Genomic DNA, 17738 nt, shown 5'->3' with positions numbered 1-17738 from the left:
TGAACATCAAGTCTCGACTACCTCATTACCCTACATTTGCCAGACACGAACAAAATTTTAGGAGGATTAGATGATTGCCACTATTTTAGCTGCAGCGCCAGCCGGTGCGGCCATGAGTAGCACACCGTTTGTAGCGATTTTTACCGTATTTGTGCTCGCTATTTTTGTCGGCTACTACGTCGTTTGGGGCGTTACCCCTGCATTACATACACCATTGATGGCGGTCACCAACGCTTTATCAAGTATTGTCATCGTCGGTGCGATGCTACAGACCGTCACTATCGATGGTTCGATGTTCACCCCGACCAGTTTGCTAGGTGCCTTTGCGGTATTTTTAGCCAGTATCAATATCCTTGGTGGTTTTGCTGTGACGGAACGTATGCTTGCGATGTTTAAACCTAAAGTAAAAAAAGCAGCCGCTCTTGAAACTGGGACGACTGAAAGTGGAGGCGATGCATGAGCGATTTAACAAATATGATTGCAGCAAATGCAGATTGGTTCTACTTAATCGGTGCCATTCTTTTTGTCCTAACCTTACGTGGTTTATCTAGTCCAAAAACCGCTATTCGTGGTAACCGTTTTGGTATGGTGGCGATGGCGATTGCGGTAGCAACGACATTCTTCTTAGCGGAAGGCCCTGTGCTATGGTTAATCATCGGTGCGATGGTATTAGGTGCACTCGTCGGTATGTGGAAAGCAAAAACCGTCGCCATGACCCAAATGCCAGAAACCGTGGCTTTGATGCATTCATTTGTTGGTTTGGCTGCGGTGGCGATTGCATTAGCAACGGTACTGCATACTGAACAACAGCATGGCGCGGTTGCCCGTGTTGAATTGTTTATCGGTTGCTTTATCGGTGCGATTACTTTTTCAGCGTCTGTTTTTGCCTTTGGTAAACTGGCAGCGAAAAGCTGGGCGAAGACCTTGGTTGGTAGCTGGGTCAAACCGGTACAGGCGCTGTTATTTATTGCTATGATTGGTTTTGGTATCGTCTACTTTATGACCGATTCGTTGCCAGCATTTTATGCGATGGCAGTGATTGCAGTTATCTTTGGTTGGATGTGGATTGCCCCAATCGGTGGCGGCGATATGCCAGTGGTTGTGTCGTTATTGAATTCATTCTCAGGTTGGGCGGCAGCCGGTATTGGTTTTACCCTTGGCAACTCGATGCTTATTATCGCAGGTTCGCTCGTCGGTTCATCAGGTGCGATTTTATCTTATATCATGTGTAAAGCCATGAACCGCTCATTGTTGAACGTCTTGTTTGGCGGTATGGGTACGACAGCTGCCGCTGCAGGCGGCGATGATGGCGCACCAAAGAACTACAAAGCAGGCTCAGCAGAAGATGCAGGCTTTCTTATGGCCAATGCCAGTAGTGTGGTGATTGTACCGGGTTACGGTATGGCGCAAGGCCGGGCACAAAACGCGGTGAAAGAATTGTATGAGCTATTAAAAGACGAAGGTGTCAATGTGCGTTTTGCCATTCATCCAGTCGCTGGTCGTATGCCAGGACACATGAACGTGCTATTGGCGGAAGCCGACGTACCGTATGATGATATTCTTGAGATGGATGAGATTAACTCTGACTTCGCCAGTACCGATGTAGTCTTAGTGATTGGTGCCAATGACGTCGTCAATCCATCTGCAAAAGATGATCCATCGTCGCCAATCTTTGGTATGCCGATTCTAGACGTTACCAAAGCGCAAACCGTAATGGTCATCAAGCGTTCGATGAATACTGGTTATGCAGGTCTTGATAACAGCTTGTTCTATATGGACAAAACCATGATGATTTTTGGCGATGCTAAGAAAATGGTTGAAGAGATGGTGCGTAGTATTAATGGTGCGCATTAATCTTTAAAGTCGGTTTTTAGATATAAATTACTAAATCTAAGCTTTGCCATAAAAAAGTCACTGAGGTGGCTTTTTTTGCGTTAAGGTAGCCAGTATTTATATTCAACTATATGCAATCATGATTAATAAATAATAACAGTGAAGAGATTTCCTTATGAACATGTTGATACGTTTTTTTATTATGGTCAGCTTATTAAAGCAGCAACTTAAGCAGCAATCGGCTAGCGAACACCTAAATGTCGAAACCTTGTCCGCACCAATTGTGCGCCACTATCGAGTATTGCCACATGATATGGGCTTTCGTGATCATCTTCCCAATTATCGCTACTTATCTTTTATAGAATTAAACATTACTAAATGGCTGATGGCGTGCTGTCATCAAAAGGATATTAAAAATCTCGGCTGGATTATTGCCATGCAAGAAATGGTCTATCTGAAGGAGTTTAAATTTCTGAGTAAGATGACGGTAAATAGTACGCTTGTCGGTTGGGATAAAAAATACGTCTATTTTGAAACGCGCTTCTTTTTCAAAAATCAGTTGATGGGTGTTGGTATGACCAAGTTTGTATTGACCAATAAAAAAGGTAAGTGTGCGCCAGAGGTGTTGGATATGCTTGGTGAGCAGACAAATGAGGTCATTGATTCTTGGAATCAGCATCAAGTAGCGATTAAATCTGCTGAATCTGCTAAATAGAGAAAATAAGCTAAATCAACAAAGGCTCTATAACGAACTTGTCTATAATCAGCGGGCGAATTTTGCTACGATAGGGCTTATTAAATGGTCAAGCAAATAACCAGCTTAAATGACCATCAATTCGATGACATTTATAAAATAATGATAAGTTAAGGAGCTACCATGACCCCGCAGAAATTAAAATGGACAGACAGCTTAGATATCGCTATTGAGCTTTACGAGAAATTCCCCGAGACCGACCCACAGTACATTCGCTTTACTGACTTGCATCGCTGGGTGACTGAGCTTGAAGGCTTTGATGATGACCCGCAGCGCTCAAATGAAGGTATCTTAGAAGCCATTCAAATGAACTGGATTGATGAAGCAGATTAGATGCACACTGCAACGTTAATCGTATTAAAACTCATTTTAAATATTTTTTTAAACACAAAATAGCATCAATATATAGGATAGGCTGCATTATGACATCAGAAATCAAAGAGCTACCCGAAGCGATAGCGTGCAAAGGCATCAGCGTTCGCACCACCAATAATGCTGAAATCAGCCATGAAACAGCCAAGTTAGGTCGCTTGTGGCAAAAGTTTTATCAAAATCATGCGGGCAATCTTCCTGAAGGCGAAGATATTTACGGTATCTATCATAACTATGAGAGCGATGACTTGGTCGGTGCTTTTGATGTTGTGGCCGGTTGGAAAGTAGATAGCGAGCAAGAACAGTCAGATAATAGCGCTAGTGCTAAGAATGGCACTCTAGTCAGCGTAGATATTCCTGCAGGTAAGTATTTGGTATTTTCTGAAGAAGGCAGAATGCCCAACACCGTGATGAACGCTTGGGAGAAGGCGTGGACCTATTTTAATGACCGAAGCTGTGAGCATGTACGAACGTACAATGTTGATTTTGAGCATTATATCGGTGGCAACTTAGAGTATGGGCAAGTAGATCTCTATATTGGTATTGAGTAGAAATTTTAGAATATAGCTATGATAGTTGAAGGTGTTGTAGGGTGGGTTCGCTCAAGCGTAACCCACCAATTGAACGATTATGTATGAAGGTAGATTAAAGCGGTTTAATGATTACGCTTTTTTTAAACACTGTGACTTTAAGACCGGTCAGGACTTCTAAATCTGACTCTAAGCTTTCAAACTCAGATATAGTGAATTTGTTTGGATAATAGCTGATTGAAAGGCTAAGTTCTGAATCGCCTGAGTAACCGAGAGATTGCAATTTAGCGCCATACCTTTCTACAATACTCGCTACTTCGTTAACATGTTCGTCATTATAAATCGAAAAATTTGCTATCTGATCTTGGTTAATTGCTGATAGCTCTAAAGTTTTCAAGCTTCCCATCGCATCAATTACTCTACTGTCTAGAATGTTTATTACGATAGGTGCTCCTACCAAATCTGATAATGTTTTAGTTAACTGTAACCGTTTAGCGTCTGATATATCAGCATTCAAGACATAAACATCAGCTACTGTTATGATTCCTGTATCTGAATAAGCAAGCCCTTGCAATTCACCGCCATATTTTTCGATAATACGTTTTATCTCATTAACTTGTTCATCGTCATTGAGTGCAGACCATTCTAGTTGAGTAATAGAGTGGTTAATAGAATCGGATTGATTAGAATAGTCGTAGCTAGTAGTACTGCTTCCAGATTCTGTTTTATCAGTATAGATGTTAGGATATATTTTTTGTGCATTGTCGCAGGCACTTATTGTTAAACTAAAGCCAGTGGCTACAAAAATTAAAAGAGGTTTATTGATTTTAAATATTTTCATAACCGCTTTCCTATAGATTACTTATCACCTAATAACAAATTCTCTAAAATCCCTTCATAAATCTGTGCCAATTTCCCCAAGTCATCTATTTCTACTTTTTCATCGACTTGATGAATCGTTGCATTACGCACGCCAAGCTCAACAACTTGCGCACCTGTTGGCGCGATAAAGCGTCCGTCTGAGGTACCGCCTGATGTAGATAACGTGGTATCAACATCGGTCACAGATTTAATCGCTTGCTGGCAGGCTGATACGAGCTTTCCTTCAGGGGTTAAAAATGGCTGACCGGATAATTTCCAATGAATATCATAACTGGCTTTGCTGTTCTCAAAATATTTATCAAAAATAGCATGGGTTTTTGCTTTTAGCTCATCTTCGCTTGTTTCTGTAGAAAAGCGGAAATTAAAGACAACCTTTAGCGTTTCAGGAATGACGTTGGTCGCGCCTGTACCTCCATTGATATTAGAGATTTGCAGGGAAGTCGCAGGGAAATACTCATTGCCGTTATCCCAAGTGGCTGCTGTCAGATCCGCTAAAGCTGCCATCGTTGCATGTATCGGATTGCAAGCTAAATGCGGGTAGGCAACATGACCTTGTTTGCCAGTGACGGTAAGCTCTGCGCCTAATGAGCCGCGGCGACCATTTTTAATGATATCGCCAAGCGTGTCGGTACTTGATGGCTCGCCAACGAGGCAATAGGTGATTTTCTCATTACGCGCTTCTAAGGTTTCAATGACTTTGACCGTTCCATTGATGGATGGGCCTTCTTCATCTGAGGTGATTAAAAAAGCAATCGAGCCATTATGTTCAGGATAATTGGCAACAAAACGCTCGGCGGCAACGGTAAATGCAGCAATACCGGTTTTCATGTCAGCTGCACCGCGCGCCCATAAATAACCATCGGCAATAGTTGGCGTAAATGGCGGATAAGTCCAATTATTTTCATCGCCTGTAGGCACGACGTCGGTATGACCAGCAAAACAAATAACGGGATCAGTGGTGCCACGGCGCGCCCAAAGGTTTTTGACCTCAGCATGTTCGCCTTTTGCCTGTCTATCACCGTAATACATAAACTCACAGTTAAACCCTGCTTGTTGCAAGCGCTCTGATAATATATCTTGGCAGCCATCGTCATCGGGTGTGACCGAAGGACGCTCAAGTAGGGCGATACTTAATTCTAAGGTTTGTTGTTGATGGGTTTTACTATTATTTTCTAAACTCATGACAGTCCTAGATCAGTTGACTTACTATTTCTTGTGATAACATTTGGCTTATTTTTATAAGATTTATCTAATGCTGATGCTTATCAACTCTGATGCTCAAAATAACTTTAGTTTTTATCCAAGTAAATTTTCTCATAATCGCCGTAATATATTGCTAGATACTCTGTAATGCACTTTTCGGCTGGCGTATTACTGTAATTTTTAACTTTGTCACGGTTGTAAGCACGCACATAGCCAGCTGCAGAAATGACATCGCCCATTTTATAACTCGTTCCTATTGACATACTCCCGCCACTTTCGACAAGCTCAAGTGTGGGATTCTAAAAGCAAACGCTCTTAGGTGACTTTCTCACGAAGGCCACAAGTTTTCTGCTTCAACGGGCGACTTTTACTGCATCCTCCCTCCACAGACAAAACGGCATGTCCTGCCGATAAAATATTTTTAGCTGCGTTGATATCAGCATTTTCTTGATGCCCGCATTCAACGCACTCAAATTCTGCTTGGGTGCGTCTATTTTCTTTTGCAACATGCTTGCATTTAAAGCAAGTTTGGCTTGTATAACGCGGGTCTACCTTGATGAGTAAGCCGCCGTGCCATTGCTGCTTATAATCCATCATATCAATCATCATGCCCCATCCTTGATCAAGAATTGATTTGTTCAATCCTGACTTGGCTTTGACATTGCGACCTTTATTTTCAAGAGTCCCGCTTGCAGATCTCGACATATTAACTACTTTTAAATCCTCACAGACAATCATGGCGTGGTTTTTGCTGATGTCAGTGCTGATTTTATGCAAGTAGTCATGGCGAATATTGGCAATGTGATGGTGAAGCTTTTGGATTTTACGGTTTTGCTTTTTCCAATTATTACTAAATAAGACCTTACGACTTAATTGGCGCTGTAGCTTTGCTAGTTCGCCTTGATTGGCTTTAAAGCTGCTCTTAGGTCTAAAGCACTGACCGTTTGAGCCGGTAACTAATTTACTGACACCTAAATCAATACCTATGGCGGTATTGGACGGATGGTGCGGTGTTTCAACCTCATGCTCCGTACCAAAAGACACGTACCAATGACCGGATTTCTTACTGATGGTAGTGTTTTTGATAACGCCTATGATGTCTTGAGATTTCCTAAATTTCACAAAACCTACACCATTCGGTAGTTTGACACGATTGCCTTCAACACGGCAATATTTATCAAACTGTACCAAGCGTATTGAATCACACCCATCTGATTTGCGCTTGAAGCGCGGCATAAGCGGGCGTAATTGTATTTCTGTGCCATCAGCAAGCTTGAAGAACTTAGGCTTTTTAGGTTTTTTCTTATTCTCTTTCAATCGTGCGTGAACTTTAGGGTCAAAAAAGCGTGACCAAGCAGAAGCGAGATCACGAATTTTTTGTTGTAAAGACACCGCGTTAGAGCTTGTTTTTAAGAACGCAAACTCAGGATTTGCTTTAATATCCATGATTTTATTAACCAAATTGGTTGCATTAATAAACTCATTTTTAGCAAACATCTCAAACGATACCGCAAGCATTTGATTCCAAACAAAACGTGCAGAACCAACAAGGTTATTTAGGATAACCTCTTGTTCTGCGTTAGGCTCAAGCCTAAATTTATACGCTTTATTAATTTTCATAATGGATGCTTTATTGGTCAGTGTGTTCGTTATTTATACCATGTTATACTATATATAGATAACACTAAAGGATATTTATTACAATGTGTGATATATAAAAACCGTCATTCTGCTTATAATCTGCATGTGCATTTAGTATTCATCACTAAGTATCGCAAAAAGGTTTTAGCTGATAATCATCGTCAATACTTTAAAGAAGTTGTTGCTGAGATATGCAAGGATTTTGGTGCGGAACTCAAGGAATGTAACGGTGAAGGCGATCATGTTCACATGCTAATTCAATACCCACCAACGGTACAACTAAGTAAGATGGTTAATAATCTAAAGTCGGTCACAAGCCGGCGAATGAGAGCCAACTTCATTGACTTAAGGGCGGCTTATAATAAGCCTGTGTTGTGGTCGCGTTCTTACTTTGCAGGCTCTTGTAGCGGCGCACCGTTGGAGATTATCAAACAATACATTCAAAATCAGCAGAGCTAGGCTATACGAAATTCACCTCCACCCTAGCGTCGGGTGGAGTCCTCTTTCGTGGGGTGATAGTTTTAAAGTCCTATTCTGACTATCAAAAGTTGCATGTCCTTCGGGAAATACAGGTGTCATCCATCTGCTTCCATCAAATGCAAGTAGACACCCATCTTCATATTTGAATTCAGTAGTAAGAGCAGTCGGATTAATTATTAGAGGTTTTTCAGGAGTGGATTTTGGCAAATAATAGGTAAAAAATAACTCATTGTGTTGTTGAGTAGGGGCTTGAGGATTAAGCGTCTCGCAGCTAACAATCAGAGGGAGCATAATAATTAAGAGAAAGCTTCTAAATAAAGTCTTATGCATTGTCATTATCTCTAAGTAACAAGGCTTATTTAAAGTAAAAGTAATAGCTGATGAATTTTAAAGATTGTCTTCAACAAAAGGCACCAGACCATCACGGCGCATCCAAGTCGCGATAGAATAACGCTGACGATGAGCAATTTGCGCCTGATGTTGTATGTCACTATCAAATATGACCAGTCGATTGGCAACAGGCATGACATTATGATGAATGCCATGTTTATCGACAATTTCTAAAGCGCCGCCGTCACTATCGCTCCAATCATCATTAAGATAAAGCACCGCCGAGATAACGCGCTCATCACGCCCAGCCGGATTATCGCTATGCCATTGATAGCCAAAACCCACCGGATAACAAGCGTAATGTGCTTCACTATGACGAATGCCGGCAAACAAGCTTTGATTGAATAAAGCAGCAAGCGCATTGATACTTTGCAGATAATAAAACCCTGCAAAGAAGTTTTCCGTAATCCAGCGGATGCGGTCACCGCGAATATCGCTAACCCGAATACCAGCCGTCAACTCTGCGTCACGATAGTCAATAAAACCGCTCTCGGACTGCAAGGCTAATAGTGCTTTATTCTCAAACACCCCGTCAATAATCATCCAACCATCATCTACAAACTTATCTAGCTGTTCATCGGTCAGCTTATTTTGCCAATCGACATCAAAGTCTGATAACGCTAATACGTGCTGAGTCGGCGGCTTTTGGTTATCGTCGCCATTATGCGGAAACAGTAATGGTGGATTATCCTGTCCAATCGGATTATCGACGACTAACTTTGTCACCTCAAGATTGCTAATAATCTGCGTCATTTTGTCTCGCCGTTATCAATAAACAGGCAGTTCGCTGTCAATACACAGCCAATCCATGCCTTTTTACCAAAACCATCGTTATCTTTTACCCTGTCTATGCTACCATAGATGCAATTTTTCTTATTTAAACTTTTGATCTTATGAATTATAAACACGCCTATCACGCTGGTAACTTTGCCGATGTCGTTAAACACATTTTATTGGTACAACTACTGAATCAATTGGGGCAAAAAAACAAACCTTTTTATGTGCTAGATGCTTATGGCGGTCGTGGACTGTATTCGCTCGGCAGTGAAGAGGCGCGCAAAACAGGTGAAGCCAAAGGTGGTATCCAAGCCTTAGTAAAAGCTGATGTCGAAAAAGCACCGACGGCAGTCAAAGATTATATGGAAGGCATTAAGCAAGCTCGTTTCACTTATGACAAAAAAGTCTATCCCGGCTCGCCGTGGTGGATTGCCCATCATGTTGAAAAAAATCCTGACGCTGGCGTACGCGGTGAAGCGTTTGAAGCCAAAGCTAGCGAATATGATGCACTGAATTATCAGCTGCATAAATTGCCGATTGGTATTCACCATCGCAATGCCTTTGAAGGTATCGCTGCGGTTATTCCGCCAAAAGAAAAGCGCGGTCTGATTTTCCTTGATCCTCCTTACGAGCAAGAGCATAAAGACTTTACCCGACTGATTAATCTATTGGTCGCCTCTTATGAGAAATGGCCACAAGGCACTTATGCCTTATGGTATCCGATTAAAAATATCGAAGCGGTTGAGCTGTTCTATAAAAAGCTTAAGCGTACTGAGATGAGACGTCAATTGGTCTGCGAGCTCAATATCTATCCTAATGATATCGCTGTCGGTCTGAACGGTACAGGTCTACTGGTTATCAATCCGCCTTGGCAGTTTGACAACCATGCGCGTGAGATATTGCGCTTCTTACAGCCGGTATTAAAAGTTGAAGATGCACCAGACTTGTCTGCAGACAGTGCCACCAATGTGCGCTGGCTGGTTGGCGAATAAGGATATCGTTATGACGACTGATCAATCATCAAGTAGCATTGCAAAGGATGGCCTTGCCAAGAGCAGTCTAGTAACTGATAAAGTTATGAATGACGGTTTGGTAAAAGAGCCACTATTACAAGATAGCGCCGCCACTCAGCCGCCTTTTGTCGATGAGCATGAGTTCAATATTCGCCTCGCGGATAATGACAATTATGATGGCCTAACCTTTGAGGTGATTGAAGCAGAAGTTGCAGAAGGCAAGCGCGTGGTCAGTCGCGGTGTGTATTTAGCGCCCAATCTCATCACAACCTTATCGTTACTATCGGGTTTTTATTCTATTTTAGCCAGTACCCAAGGCGAGTTTTATAAAGCATCACTGGCGATTTTCTTATCCGCCATTCTTGATGGCGCTGATGGGCGGGTCGCGCGTATGCTTAATGCACAAAGCCCTGTTGGCGAGCAGTATGATTCACTTGCCGATATGCTGGCCTTTGGGGTTGCACCTGCCATTTTGATTTATAGCTTCGCTTTAGAGCCTTTAGGTCGTGTCGGGTTAGGGTGTGCGTTTGTCTTTACTGCCTGTGCCGCTTTCCGCCTCGCGCGTTTTAACGTTCAAGTTGGCATTGTCGATAAAAAATACTTTGTCGGTTTGGCAAGTCCATTGGCGGCTATCTTGGTTACGGCAGCGGTGATGGTTGCGGTCGATCATAACGAATGGATCGGACAATACGATACTGCCGTCATGTTTTTATTTGCCGCGTGGGTCGTTATCTGCGGTTTATTGATGGTCAGCAACGTCAAATATTATAGCTTTAAAGAGTTCGACAAGAAGAAAGTACCTTTTGTGGTGCTTATCATTGGCGTATTGGTCATGAGTATCATCTTATATGATATCCCTGTGGGCATCTTAGCCATTGGTATCATCTATGCGTTATCAGGTATCTTTACTACGCTAAAAAGCAAAGCCACCAGTTAACGCTATGATTGCTTTATAGTAGATGTTAGCTTAAGACATGCACATACGAACCGCTTATTTTTTAATAGGCGGTTTTTATTTGCGTGCTAGGGGGGTGAGTTGCATACCAATATACGGCTCTGATAGAGATAATCATAACAACTGAGATGGTTATAATAAAAAGACACAAATAACACCTGGTTGGAGTTATTATTAAATAATTTTAATATGTTATTGTATGGTATAGCTATATAAACATTATATGACTAGCCTTTTTATAACGCTATTTGATAATAAACGTCGAGGTTATTATGCTGCACTTAAATAGTTTTAATCATCTATTACCGGTCTCAAATACCTCAACACACTTGATAAGAGGTTTGATAGCGAGTGCTTTATTTTCATTATCACTGGTTTCAGCATCTTCATATGCCAATACTAGCAACTCAATAAGTCCCATATCTCGGGCTGAAGCTGCAAATCCAGCCAACTTTAAGCATTTAAGCGTTAATGGCCGCGCAGTGACTTATGCATCAGCACCGTGTCCTATTCAAACAGGGCTGATTTCTTGTGGTTTTGAAAAGCTCAAACTCATCAATAGCAGTATTAATGAGGTGTCCGCGGATTATGATTTGGCGCAAACTTTCTTCTATCCATCAAAAGCCCAGCCCAAGACAGCCGTTGTTGTCATTACCCGTTCAGGTCTCATGGATGATAGTGTTAGCGCAGAACGTTATCGTATTAGCTTTACCTTAAAAGGTGCGCCATCTAAATTAAGTTGGCATTGGGTTCAGTATGGTGTGCAATATCAATGCGTTCGCGGTAACAAAGCAGGGATATGGACGAAGAATCTTTGCCCTTAATAGTATCTTAGATAGCGTCTTAGATTGATATCCAGCTTTAGCATTATCAAAAAATCAGAAATAAACCTTCAAACCCCCTTGACCCCCTTATAAAACCGCGTATAATGCCACCCAGTCGGAAGGGAAGGCGGATTGGAAAGTGGATTACCACTGATTAACAATAGCGGGTTTTAACCAAGCTACTACTTAATCATCCAACCGAGCAAATTCATTTTAGACTAATTCAGTTTAAAATAAAAGAATATACCACTTGACACCCAGCTCAAACCGTCTATGATACGCTCCTCATTAAGACGAACTGGAATGACATATATGTGAATTACATATAACAAACCCAGATAGCTTATTGAAACAATTTATAAAAAGCTTGACAAACCAAATCATTATGATATGATAGTCGGCTCGCTAGATAGGATAAGTTATTAACTTAGACTGGATAGCAAAGAGAAATACCCTATATATCATCTACTGGACGACAGTAGCGTGACACTATTTAAAAGCATAACTAAAGAACAACTTGTGTGGATTTTTGCTGATTCAGAATGCTAAAAATAAAGTTGACTATCTTTTCTTTTCGGAGAGATTATTAACTATAAAAATTATCATTTAAGACAGCAGAAAAACTCAAAGTTAATTCATTACGAACATAATTTTTAGCGATTTTGCCAGATTAGATGAGCCAAGTTTAGAAGCTTCTTTAAAGAGCTTCATAGCAAGATTAAACTGAAGAGTTTGATCATGGCTCAGATTGAACGCTGGCGGCAGGCTTAACACATGCAAGTCGAGCGGAAACGATGATAGCTTGCTATCAGGCGTCGAGCGGCGGACGGGTGAGTAATACTTAGGAATCTACCTAGTAGTGGGGATAGCTCGGGGAAACTCGAATTAATACCGCATACGACCTACGGGAGAAAGGGGCAACTTGTTGCTCTCGCTATTAGATGAGCCTAAGTCGGATTAGCTAGATGGTGGGGTAAAGGCCTACCATGGCGACGATCTGTAGCTGGTCTGAGAGGATGATCAGCCACACCGGGACTGAGACACGGCCCGACTCCTACGGGAGGCAGCAGTGGGGAATATTGGACAATGGGGGCAACCCTGATCCAGCCATGCCGCGTGTGTGAAGAAGGCCTTTTGGTTGTAAAGCACTTTAAGCAGTGAAGAAGACTCCATGGTTAATACCCATGGACGATGACATTAGCTGCAGAATAAGCACCGGCTAACTCTGTGCCAGCAGCCGCGGTAATACAGAGGGTGCAAGCGTTAATCGGAATTACTGGGCGTAAAGCGAGCGTAGGTGGCTTGATAAGTCAGATGTGAAATCCCGGGCTTAACTCGGGAACTGCATCTGATACTGTTAGGCTAGAATAGGTGAGAGGAAGGTAGAATTCCGTGTAGCGGTGAAATGCGTAGAGATCTGGAGGAATACCGATGGCGAAGGCAGCCTTCTGGCATCATATTGACACTGAGGTTCGAAAGCGTGGGTAGCAAACAGGATTAGATACCCCGGTAGTCCACGCCGTAAACGATGTCTACTAGTCGTTGGGTCCCTTGAGGACTTAGTGACGCAGCTAACGCAATAAGTAGACCGCCTGGGGAGTACGGCCGCAAGGTTAAAACTCAAATGAATCGACGGGGGCCCGCACAAGCGGTGGAGCATGTGGTTTAATTCGATGCAACGCGAAGAACCTTACCTGGTCTTGACATATCTAGAATCCTGCAGAGATGCGGGAGTGCCTTCGGGAATTAGAATACAGGTGCTGCATGGCTGTCGTCAGCTCGTGTCGTGAGATGTTGGGTTAAGTCCCGCAACGAGCGCAACCCTTGTCCTTAGTTACCAGCGGGTGAAGCCGGGAACTCTAAGGATACTGCCAGTGACAAACTGGAGGAAGGCGGGGACGACGTCAAGTCATCATGGCCCTTACGACCAGGGCTACACACGTGCTACAATGGTAGGTACAGAGGGCAGCTACACAGCGATGTGATGCGAGTCTCAAAAGCCTATCGTAGTCCAGATTGGAGTCTGCAACTCGACTCCATGAAGTAGGAATCGCTAGTAATCGCGGATCAGAATGCCGCGGTGAATACGTTCCTGGCCTTGTACACACCGCCCGTCACACCATGGGAGTTGATTGCACCAGAAGTGGATAGCCTAACCGTAAGGAAGGCGTTCACCACGGTGTGGTTGATGACTGGGGTGAAGTCGTAACAAGGTAGCCGTAGGGAACCTGCGGCTGGATCACCTCCTTATAGATGGCATTCGGTCAGCAAGAATTCACAACAAGTTGTTCTTTAGTTTAAGCTTACGTTTATAACAAGCGTAATTGGGTCTGTAGCTCAGCTGGTTAGAGCACCGTGTTGATAACGCGGGGTCAGTGGTTCAAGTCCACTTAGACCCACCATTTTACATGGGGCCATAGCTCAGTTGGTAGAGCGCCTGCCTTGCACGCAGGAGGTCAACGGTTCGACTCCGTTTGGCTCCACCACTATAAACGCCAAGTAAGCTTTAGATGCCAATAAATACAATAGGTATTCAACAGAAACAAGTGATTTGTCTAAGATTACTTCTTTCTGTTTTATACAGAACTTATGACTCGACGAGAGCGTAAGAACTATTTAAAAACATAGATATGAGTCTGGGTTAGGAACACGTGTTCACGCGTTGTTCCTAACCTTAATAACTCACTACTTAACGACATCAGTTGTTATCCCAGTAGTGAGTTATTAAAAAGTAAAGAGAACTGAATCAAGCGTATAAACATAGGTGATATCGTTATCATAATTAGATTTTATAACACTTTGAAGTTAAGACTTATTTAAAGTCGAGACTACTTGGGGTTGTATGGTCAAGTAATGAAGCGCACATGGTGGATGCCTTGGCAGTCAGAGGCGATGAAAGACGTGACAGCCTGCGATAAGCTTCGGGGAGGCGGCAATATCCTGTGATCCGGAGATTTCTGAATGGGGAAACCCACTTACCATAAGGTAGGTATCTTGTACTTGTACAAGAAGCGAACGAGGGAAGTGAAACATCTCAGTACCCTTAGGAATAGACATCAAATGAGATTCCCCTAGTAGCGGCGAGCGAACGGGGAGAAGCCGATTAATTCTAATGTAGAAGAACAGCGTGGGAAAGCTGACCGTAGTAGGTGATAGTCCTGTATTCGAAACATTAGAGTTAACATATTAAGTAGAGCGGGGCACGAGAAATCCTGTTTGAAGATGGGGGACCATCCTCCAAGGCTAAATACTCCTGACTGACCGATAGTGAACCAGTACCGTGAGGGAAAGGCGAAAAGAACCCCTGTGAGGGGAGTGAAATAGAACCTGAAACCGTGTGCGTACAAGCAGTGGGAGCCTTAATTTATTAGGGTGACCGCGTACCTTTGTATAATGGGTCAGCGACTTATGTTCTGTAGCAAGGTTAACCGTTTAGGGGAGCCGTAGGGAAACCGAGTCTTAATAGGGCGAATTAGTTGCAGGGCATAGACCCGAAACCGAGTGATCTATCCATGAGCAGGTTGAAAGTGCCGTAACAGGCACCGGAGGACCGAACCCACTGTCGTTGAAAAGCCAGGGGATGACTTGTGGATAGGGGTGAAAGGCTAATCAAACTCGGTGATAGCTGGTTCTCCCCGAAAGCTATTTAGGTAGCGCCTCGGACGAACACCATTGGGGGTAGAGCACTGTTTCGGCTAGGGGTCATACCGACTTACCAAACCGATGCAAACTCCGAATACCGATGAGTGATATCCGGGAGACACACAGTGGGTGCTAACGTCCATTGTGGAGAGGGAAACAACCCAGACCGCCAGCTAAGGCCCCAAATTCCTAGTTAAGTGGGAAACGAGGTGGGAAGGCATAGACAGCTAGGAGGTTGGCTTAGAAGCAGCCATCCTTTAAAGAAAGCGTAATAGCTCACTAGTCGAGTCGGCCCGCGCGGAAGATGTAACGGGGCTCAAACTAGGAGCCGAAGCTGCGGATTTGAATTTGTTTTCAAGTGGTAGGGGAGCGTTGTGTAAGCCTGTGAAGGTGTGTTGTAAAGCATGCTGGAGGTATCACAAGAGCGAATGCTGACGTGAGTAACGATAATGCGAGTGAAAAGCTCGCACGCCGGAAGATCAAGGGTTCCAGTCCAACGTTAATCGGGGCTGGGTGAGTCGACCCCTAAGGCGAGGCCGAAAGGCGTAGTCGATGGGAAATCGGTTAATATTCCGATACTTGTTTATAATGCGATGGAGGGACGGAGTAGGTTATGTCAGCCTGGCGTTGGTTGTCCAGTGAAAGGATGTAGGTAGACAGTTTAGGCAAATCCGGACTGTCATTATACTGAGATCTGATAGCAAGCTGTACTTGTACAGCGAAGTGGCAAATACCATGCTTCCGGGAAAGCTTCTAAGCAATAGTTATAAACGAATCGTACCCTAAACCGACACAGGTGATCAGGTAGAGAATACCAAGGCGCTTGAGAGAACTCTGCTGAAGGAACTAGGCAAAATGGTACCGTAACTTCGGGAGAAGGTACGCTGCCGATGGTGATAGGACTTGCTCCTTGAGCTGTTGGCAGTCGCAGATACCAGGCTGCTGCAACTGTTTATTAAAACACAGCACTCTGCAAACACGAAGGTGGACGTATAGGGTGTGATGCCTGCCCGGTGCTGGAAGGTTAATTGATGGGGTTAGCGTAAGCGAAGCTCTTGATCGAAGCCCCAGTAAACGGCGGCCGTAACTATAACGGTCCTAAGGTAGCGAAATTCCTTGTCGGGTAAGTTCCGACCTGCACGAATGGCATAATGATGGCAGCGCTGTCTCCAGCAGAGACTCAGTGAAATCGGAATCGCAGTGAAGATGCTGTGTACCCGCGGCTAGACGGAAAGTCCCCGTGAACCTTTACTACAGCTTTACATTGAACTTTGACCTGACTTGTGCAGGATAGGTGGGAGGCTTTGAAGCAGACACGCTAGTGTTTGTGGAGCCAATCTTGAAATACCACCCCGGTCATGTCGGGGTTCTAACTCAGGTATAACAATACCGAGGACAATGTATGGTGGGTAGTTTGACTGGGGCGGTCTCCTCCTAAAGAGTAACGGAGGAGTACGAAGGTGCGCTCAGAACGGTCGGAAATCGTTCATAGAGTATAAAGGCAAAGCGCGCTTAACTGCGAGACCCACAAGTCGAGCAGGTACGAAAGTAGGTCTTAGTGATCCGGTGGTTCTGTATGGAAGGGCCATCGCTCAACGGATGAAAGGTACTCTGGGGATAACAGGCTGATACCGCCCAAGAGTTCATATCGACGGCGGTGTTTGGCACCTCGATGTCGGCTCATCTCATCCTAGGGCTGAAGCAGGTCCTAAGGGTATGGCTGTTCGCCATTTAAAGAGGTACGCGAGCTGGGTTTAGAACGTCGTGAGACAGTTCGGTCCCTATCTACCGTGGGCGTTGGAAATTTGAGAGGATCTGCTCCTAGTACGAGAGGACCAGAGTGGACGAACCTCTGGTGTTCGGGTTGTCACGCCAGTGGCATTGCCGTAGCTACGTTCGGATGGGATAACCGCTGAAAGCATCTAAGCGGGAAGCCCACCTCAAGATTAGATTTCCCTAAAGAGCCGTTGAAGACTACGACGTTGATAGGCAGGGTGTGGAAGCACAGCGATGTGTGTAGCTAACCTGTACTAATTGCTCGTTTGGCTTGACCATACAACACCCAAGTGGTTTGTATCAAAGCTCTAATTAATCTATCTTGTATAAGCGAAAGCTTATAGAATATATATATTTCGATATCACCTTAAACCTTGATTCAGTTAGGTTTATGTTGATGAGACTAAAAGATAATACTTAAAGTCAAAATAACAACATCAGACTCATATCTAACCCCCTTTGCTGACGACAATAGCATGATGGCACCACCTGATCCCTTCCCGAACTCAGAAGTGAAACATCATCGCGCCAATGGTAGTGTGGCTCCGGCCATGTGAGAGTAGGTCATCGTCAGCTCTCTATTCCTGAATTGCCCCTCAACTTAATTGTTGAGGGGCTTTTCTTTCGTGGGTGGTTTATAGATGCTCTAGGGAGCTGTAAAAACAC

The 17738-nt window shown here is 43.7% G+C and carries 14 protein-coding genes, 2 tRNA genes and 3 rRNA genes; 14 read left to right on the top strand and 5 right to left on the bottom strand.

Going from position 1 to position 17738, the window contains the following annotated elements:
• The first annotated feature begins 112 nt into the window (after positions 1–112).
• The 5 genes from JMX94_RS01455 (at position 113) to JMX94_RS01435 (ending at position 3510) form a co-directional block, all read left to right on the top strand.
• On the top strand, positions 113–460 hold the full coding sequence (locus JMX94_RS01455) for a proton-translocating transhydrogenase family protein (protein WP_201562776.1): 348 nt from the start codon (positions 113–115) through the stop codon (positions 458–460).
• Positions 457–1854 (top strand): NAD(P)(+) transhydrogenase (Re/Si-specific) subunit beta, encoded by a 1398-nt coding sequence (locus JMX94_RS01450; RefSeq protein ID WP_374220389.1) that lies wholly within the window; start codon positions 457–459, stop codon positions 1852–1854. The genes JMX94_RS01455 and JMX94_RS01450 overlap by 4 nt, the downstream gene beginning before the upstream one ends.
• Before the next feature lie 154 nt (positions 1855–2008).
• Complete coding sequence (locus JMX94_RS01445; RefSeq protein ID WP_201562588.1) at positions 2009–2548, top strand: acyl-CoA thioesterase; 540 nt, start codon at positions 2009–2011, stop codon at positions 2546–2548.
• Between the two features lie 162 nt (positions 2549–2710).
• Positions 2711–2920 carry a Fe-S cluster assembly protein IscX gene (iscX, locus tag JMX94_RS01440; protein ID WP_011279849.1) on the top strand — a complete coding sequence of 70 codons (210 nt, stop codon included), beginning with the start codon at positions 2711–2713 and terminating at the stop codon, positions 2918–2920.
• 89 nt (positions 2921–3009) lie between these two features.
• Complete coding sequence (locus tag JMX94_RS01435; RefSeq protein ID WP_201562586.1) at positions 3010–3510, top strand: GyrI-like domain-containing protein; 501 nt, start codon at positions 3010–3012, stop codon at positions 3508–3510.
• 94 nt (positions 3511–3604) lie between these two features.
• Here JMX94_RS01435 and JMX94_RS01430 read toward each other — a convergent pair whose 3' ends face one another.
• From JMX94_RS01430 to JMX94_RS01415, 4 genes are all read right to left on the bottom strand, one after another.
• The gene (locus tag JMX94_RS01430; RefSeq protein WP_201562584.1) at positions 3605–4330 is read right to left on the bottom strand and encodes a hypothetical protein; all 726 of its coding nucleotides are present in this window, start codon (positions 4328–4330) and stop codon (positions 3605–3607) included.
• 17 nt (positions 4331–4347) lie between these two features.
• Positions 4348–5553, bottom strand: coding sequence for a succinyl-diaminopimelate desuccinylase (gene dapE, locus JMX94_RS01425; RefSeq protein ID WP_201562582.1), 1206 nt, complete (start codon positions 5551–5553; stop codon positions 4348–4350).
• A gap of 107 nt (positions 5554–5660) precedes the next feature.
• Positions 5661–5837, bottom strand: a complete 177-nt coding sequence (locus JMX94_RS01420; protein ID WP_201562580.1) for a hypothetical protein — start codon at positions 5835–5837, stop codon at positions 5661–5663.
• Between the two features lie 52 nt (positions 5838–5889).
• Positions 5890–7194, bottom strand: a complete 1305-nt coding sequence (locus JMX94_RS01415; protein WP_201562578.1) for an RNA-guided endonuclease TnpB family protein — start codon at positions 7192–7194, stop codon at positions 5890–5892.
• An 87-nt stretch (positions 7195–7281) separates the two neighbouring features.
• Between JMX94_RS01415 and tnpA the strand changes: the two genes are divergently transcribed.
• Complete coding sequence (gene tnpA, locus JMX94_RS01410; protein ID WP_374220388.1) at positions 7282–7674, top strand: IS200/IS605 family transposase; 393 nt, start codon at positions 7282–7284, stop codon at positions 7672–7674.
• A 408-nt stretch (positions 7675–8082) separates the two neighbouring features.
• On the opposite strand, the gene JMX94_RS01405 is transcribed toward tnpA, so the two are convergent.
• On the bottom strand, positions 8083–8838 hold the full coding sequence (locus JMX94_RS01405; protein ID WP_201562576.1) for a 2OG-Fe(II) oxygenase: 756 nt from the start codon (positions 8836–8838) through the stop codon (positions 8083–8085).
• Between the two features lie 140 nt (positions 8839–8978).
• On the opposite strand from JMX94_RS01405, the gene JMX94_RS01400 reads away from it, so the two are divergent.
• The 8 genes from JMX94_RS01400 (at position 8979) to rrf (ending at position 17648) form a co-directional block, all read left to right on the top strand.
• A complete protein-coding gene (locus JMX94_RS01400; RefSeq protein ID WP_201562574.1) occupies positions 8979–9854 on the top strand; it encodes a 23S rRNA (adenine(2030)-N(6))-methyltransferase RlmJ in 876 nt (291 codons plus the stop codon).
• Positions 9855–9864: 10 nt separating this feature from the next.
• Positions 9865–10812: a CDP-diacylglycerol--serine O-phosphatidyltransferase gene (pssA, locus tag JMX94_RS01395; RefSeq protein WP_227673463.1), complete on the top strand. Its 948-nt coding sequence runs from the start codon at positions 9865–9867 to the stop codon at positions 10810–10812.
• Between the two features lie 290 nt (positions 10813–11102).
• Positions 11103–11654, top strand: a complete 552-nt coding sequence (locus JMX94_RS01390) for a hypothetical protein (protein ID WP_227673462.1) — start codon at positions 11103–11105, stop codon at positions 11652–11654.
• Positions 11655–12374: 720 nt separating this feature from the next.
• Positions 12375–13904: ribosomal RNA gene (locus JMX94_RS01385) — 16S ribosomal RNA — on the top strand.
• Positions 13905–13980: 76 nt separating this feature from the next.
• Positions 13981–14056: transfer RNA gene (locus JMX94_RS01380), tRNA-Ile, on the top strand.
• Between the two features lie 8 nt (positions 14057–14064).
• A tRNA-Ala gene (locus JMX94_RS01375) sits at positions 14065–14140 on the top strand.
• Positions 14141–14498: 358 nt separating this feature from the next.
• Positions 14499–17351: ribosomal RNA gene (locus tag JMX94_RS01370) — 23S ribosomal RNA — on the top strand.
• Positions 17352–17533: 182 nt separating this feature from the next.
• Positions 17534–17648 (top strand): 5S ribosomal RNA (gene rrf, locus JMX94_RS01365).
• The 16S, 23S and 5S rRNA genes sit together here with 2 tRNA genes alongside, the layout of an rRNA operon.
• Positions 17649–17738: the final 90 nt, after the last annotated feature.

It is taken from the genome of Psychrobacter sp. CMS30 (genome assembly GCF_904846565.1).
GTDB classification, from domain to species: domain Bacteria; phylum Pseudomonadota; class Gammaproteobacteria; order Pseudomonadales; family Moraxellaceae; genus Psychrobacter; species Psychrobacter maritimus.
Note: the sequence above shows the minus strand (reverse complement) of the source record. Positions and strands in the feature narration are given on the sequence as shown.

Coding starts and splice junctions, on each gene's coding strand:
- JMX94_RS01390 (WP_227673462.1), top strand. CDS start 11,103: ATGCTGCACTTAAATAGTTTTAATCATCTATTACCGGTCTCAAATACC.
- JMX94_RS01430 (WP_201562584.1), bottom strand. CDS start 4,330: ATGAAAATATTTAAAATCAATAAACCTCTTTTAATTTTTGTAGCCACT.
- JMX94_RS01455 (WP_201562776.1), top strand. CDS start 113: ATGAGTAGCACACCGTTTGTAGCGATTTTTACCGTATTTGTGCTCGCT.
- JMX94_RS01420 (WP_201562580.1), bottom strand. CDS start 5,837: ATGTCAATAGGAACGAGTTATAAAATGGGCGATGTCATTTCTGCAGCT.
- JMX94_RS01435 (WP_201562586.1), top strand. CDS start 3,010: ATGACATCAGAAATCAAAGAGCTACCCGAAGCGATAGCGTGCAAAGGC.
- pssA (WP_227673463.1), top strand. CDS start 9,865: ATGACGACTGATCAATCATCAAGTAGCATTGCAAAGGATGGCCTTGCC.
- iscX (WP_011279849.1), top strand. CDS start 2,711: ATGACCCCGCAGAAATTAAAATGGACAGACAGCTTAGATATCGCTATT.
- JMX94_RS01415 (WP_201562578.1), bottom strand. CDS start 7,194: ATGAAAATTAATAAAGCGTATAAATTTAGGCTTGAGCCTAACGCAGAA.
- JMX94_RS01450 (WP_374220389.1), top strand. CDS start 457: ATGAGCGATTTAACAAATATGATTGCAGCAAATGCAGATTGGTTCTAC.
- JMX94_RS01445 (WP_201562588.1), top strand. CDS start 2,009: ATGAACATGTTGATACGTTTTTTTATTATGGTCAGCTTATTAAAGCAG.
- JMX94_RS01405 (WP_201562576.1), bottom strand. CDS start 8,838: ATGACGCAGATTATTAGCAATCTTGAGGTGACAAAGTTAGTCGTCGAT.
- JMX94_RS01400 (WP_201562574.1), top strand. CDS start 8,979: ATGAATTATAAACACGCCTATCACGCTGGTAACTTTGCCGATGTCGTT.
- dapE (WP_201562582.1), bottom strand. CDS start 5,553: ATGAGTTTAGAAAATAATAGTAAAACCCATCAACAACAAACCTTAGAA.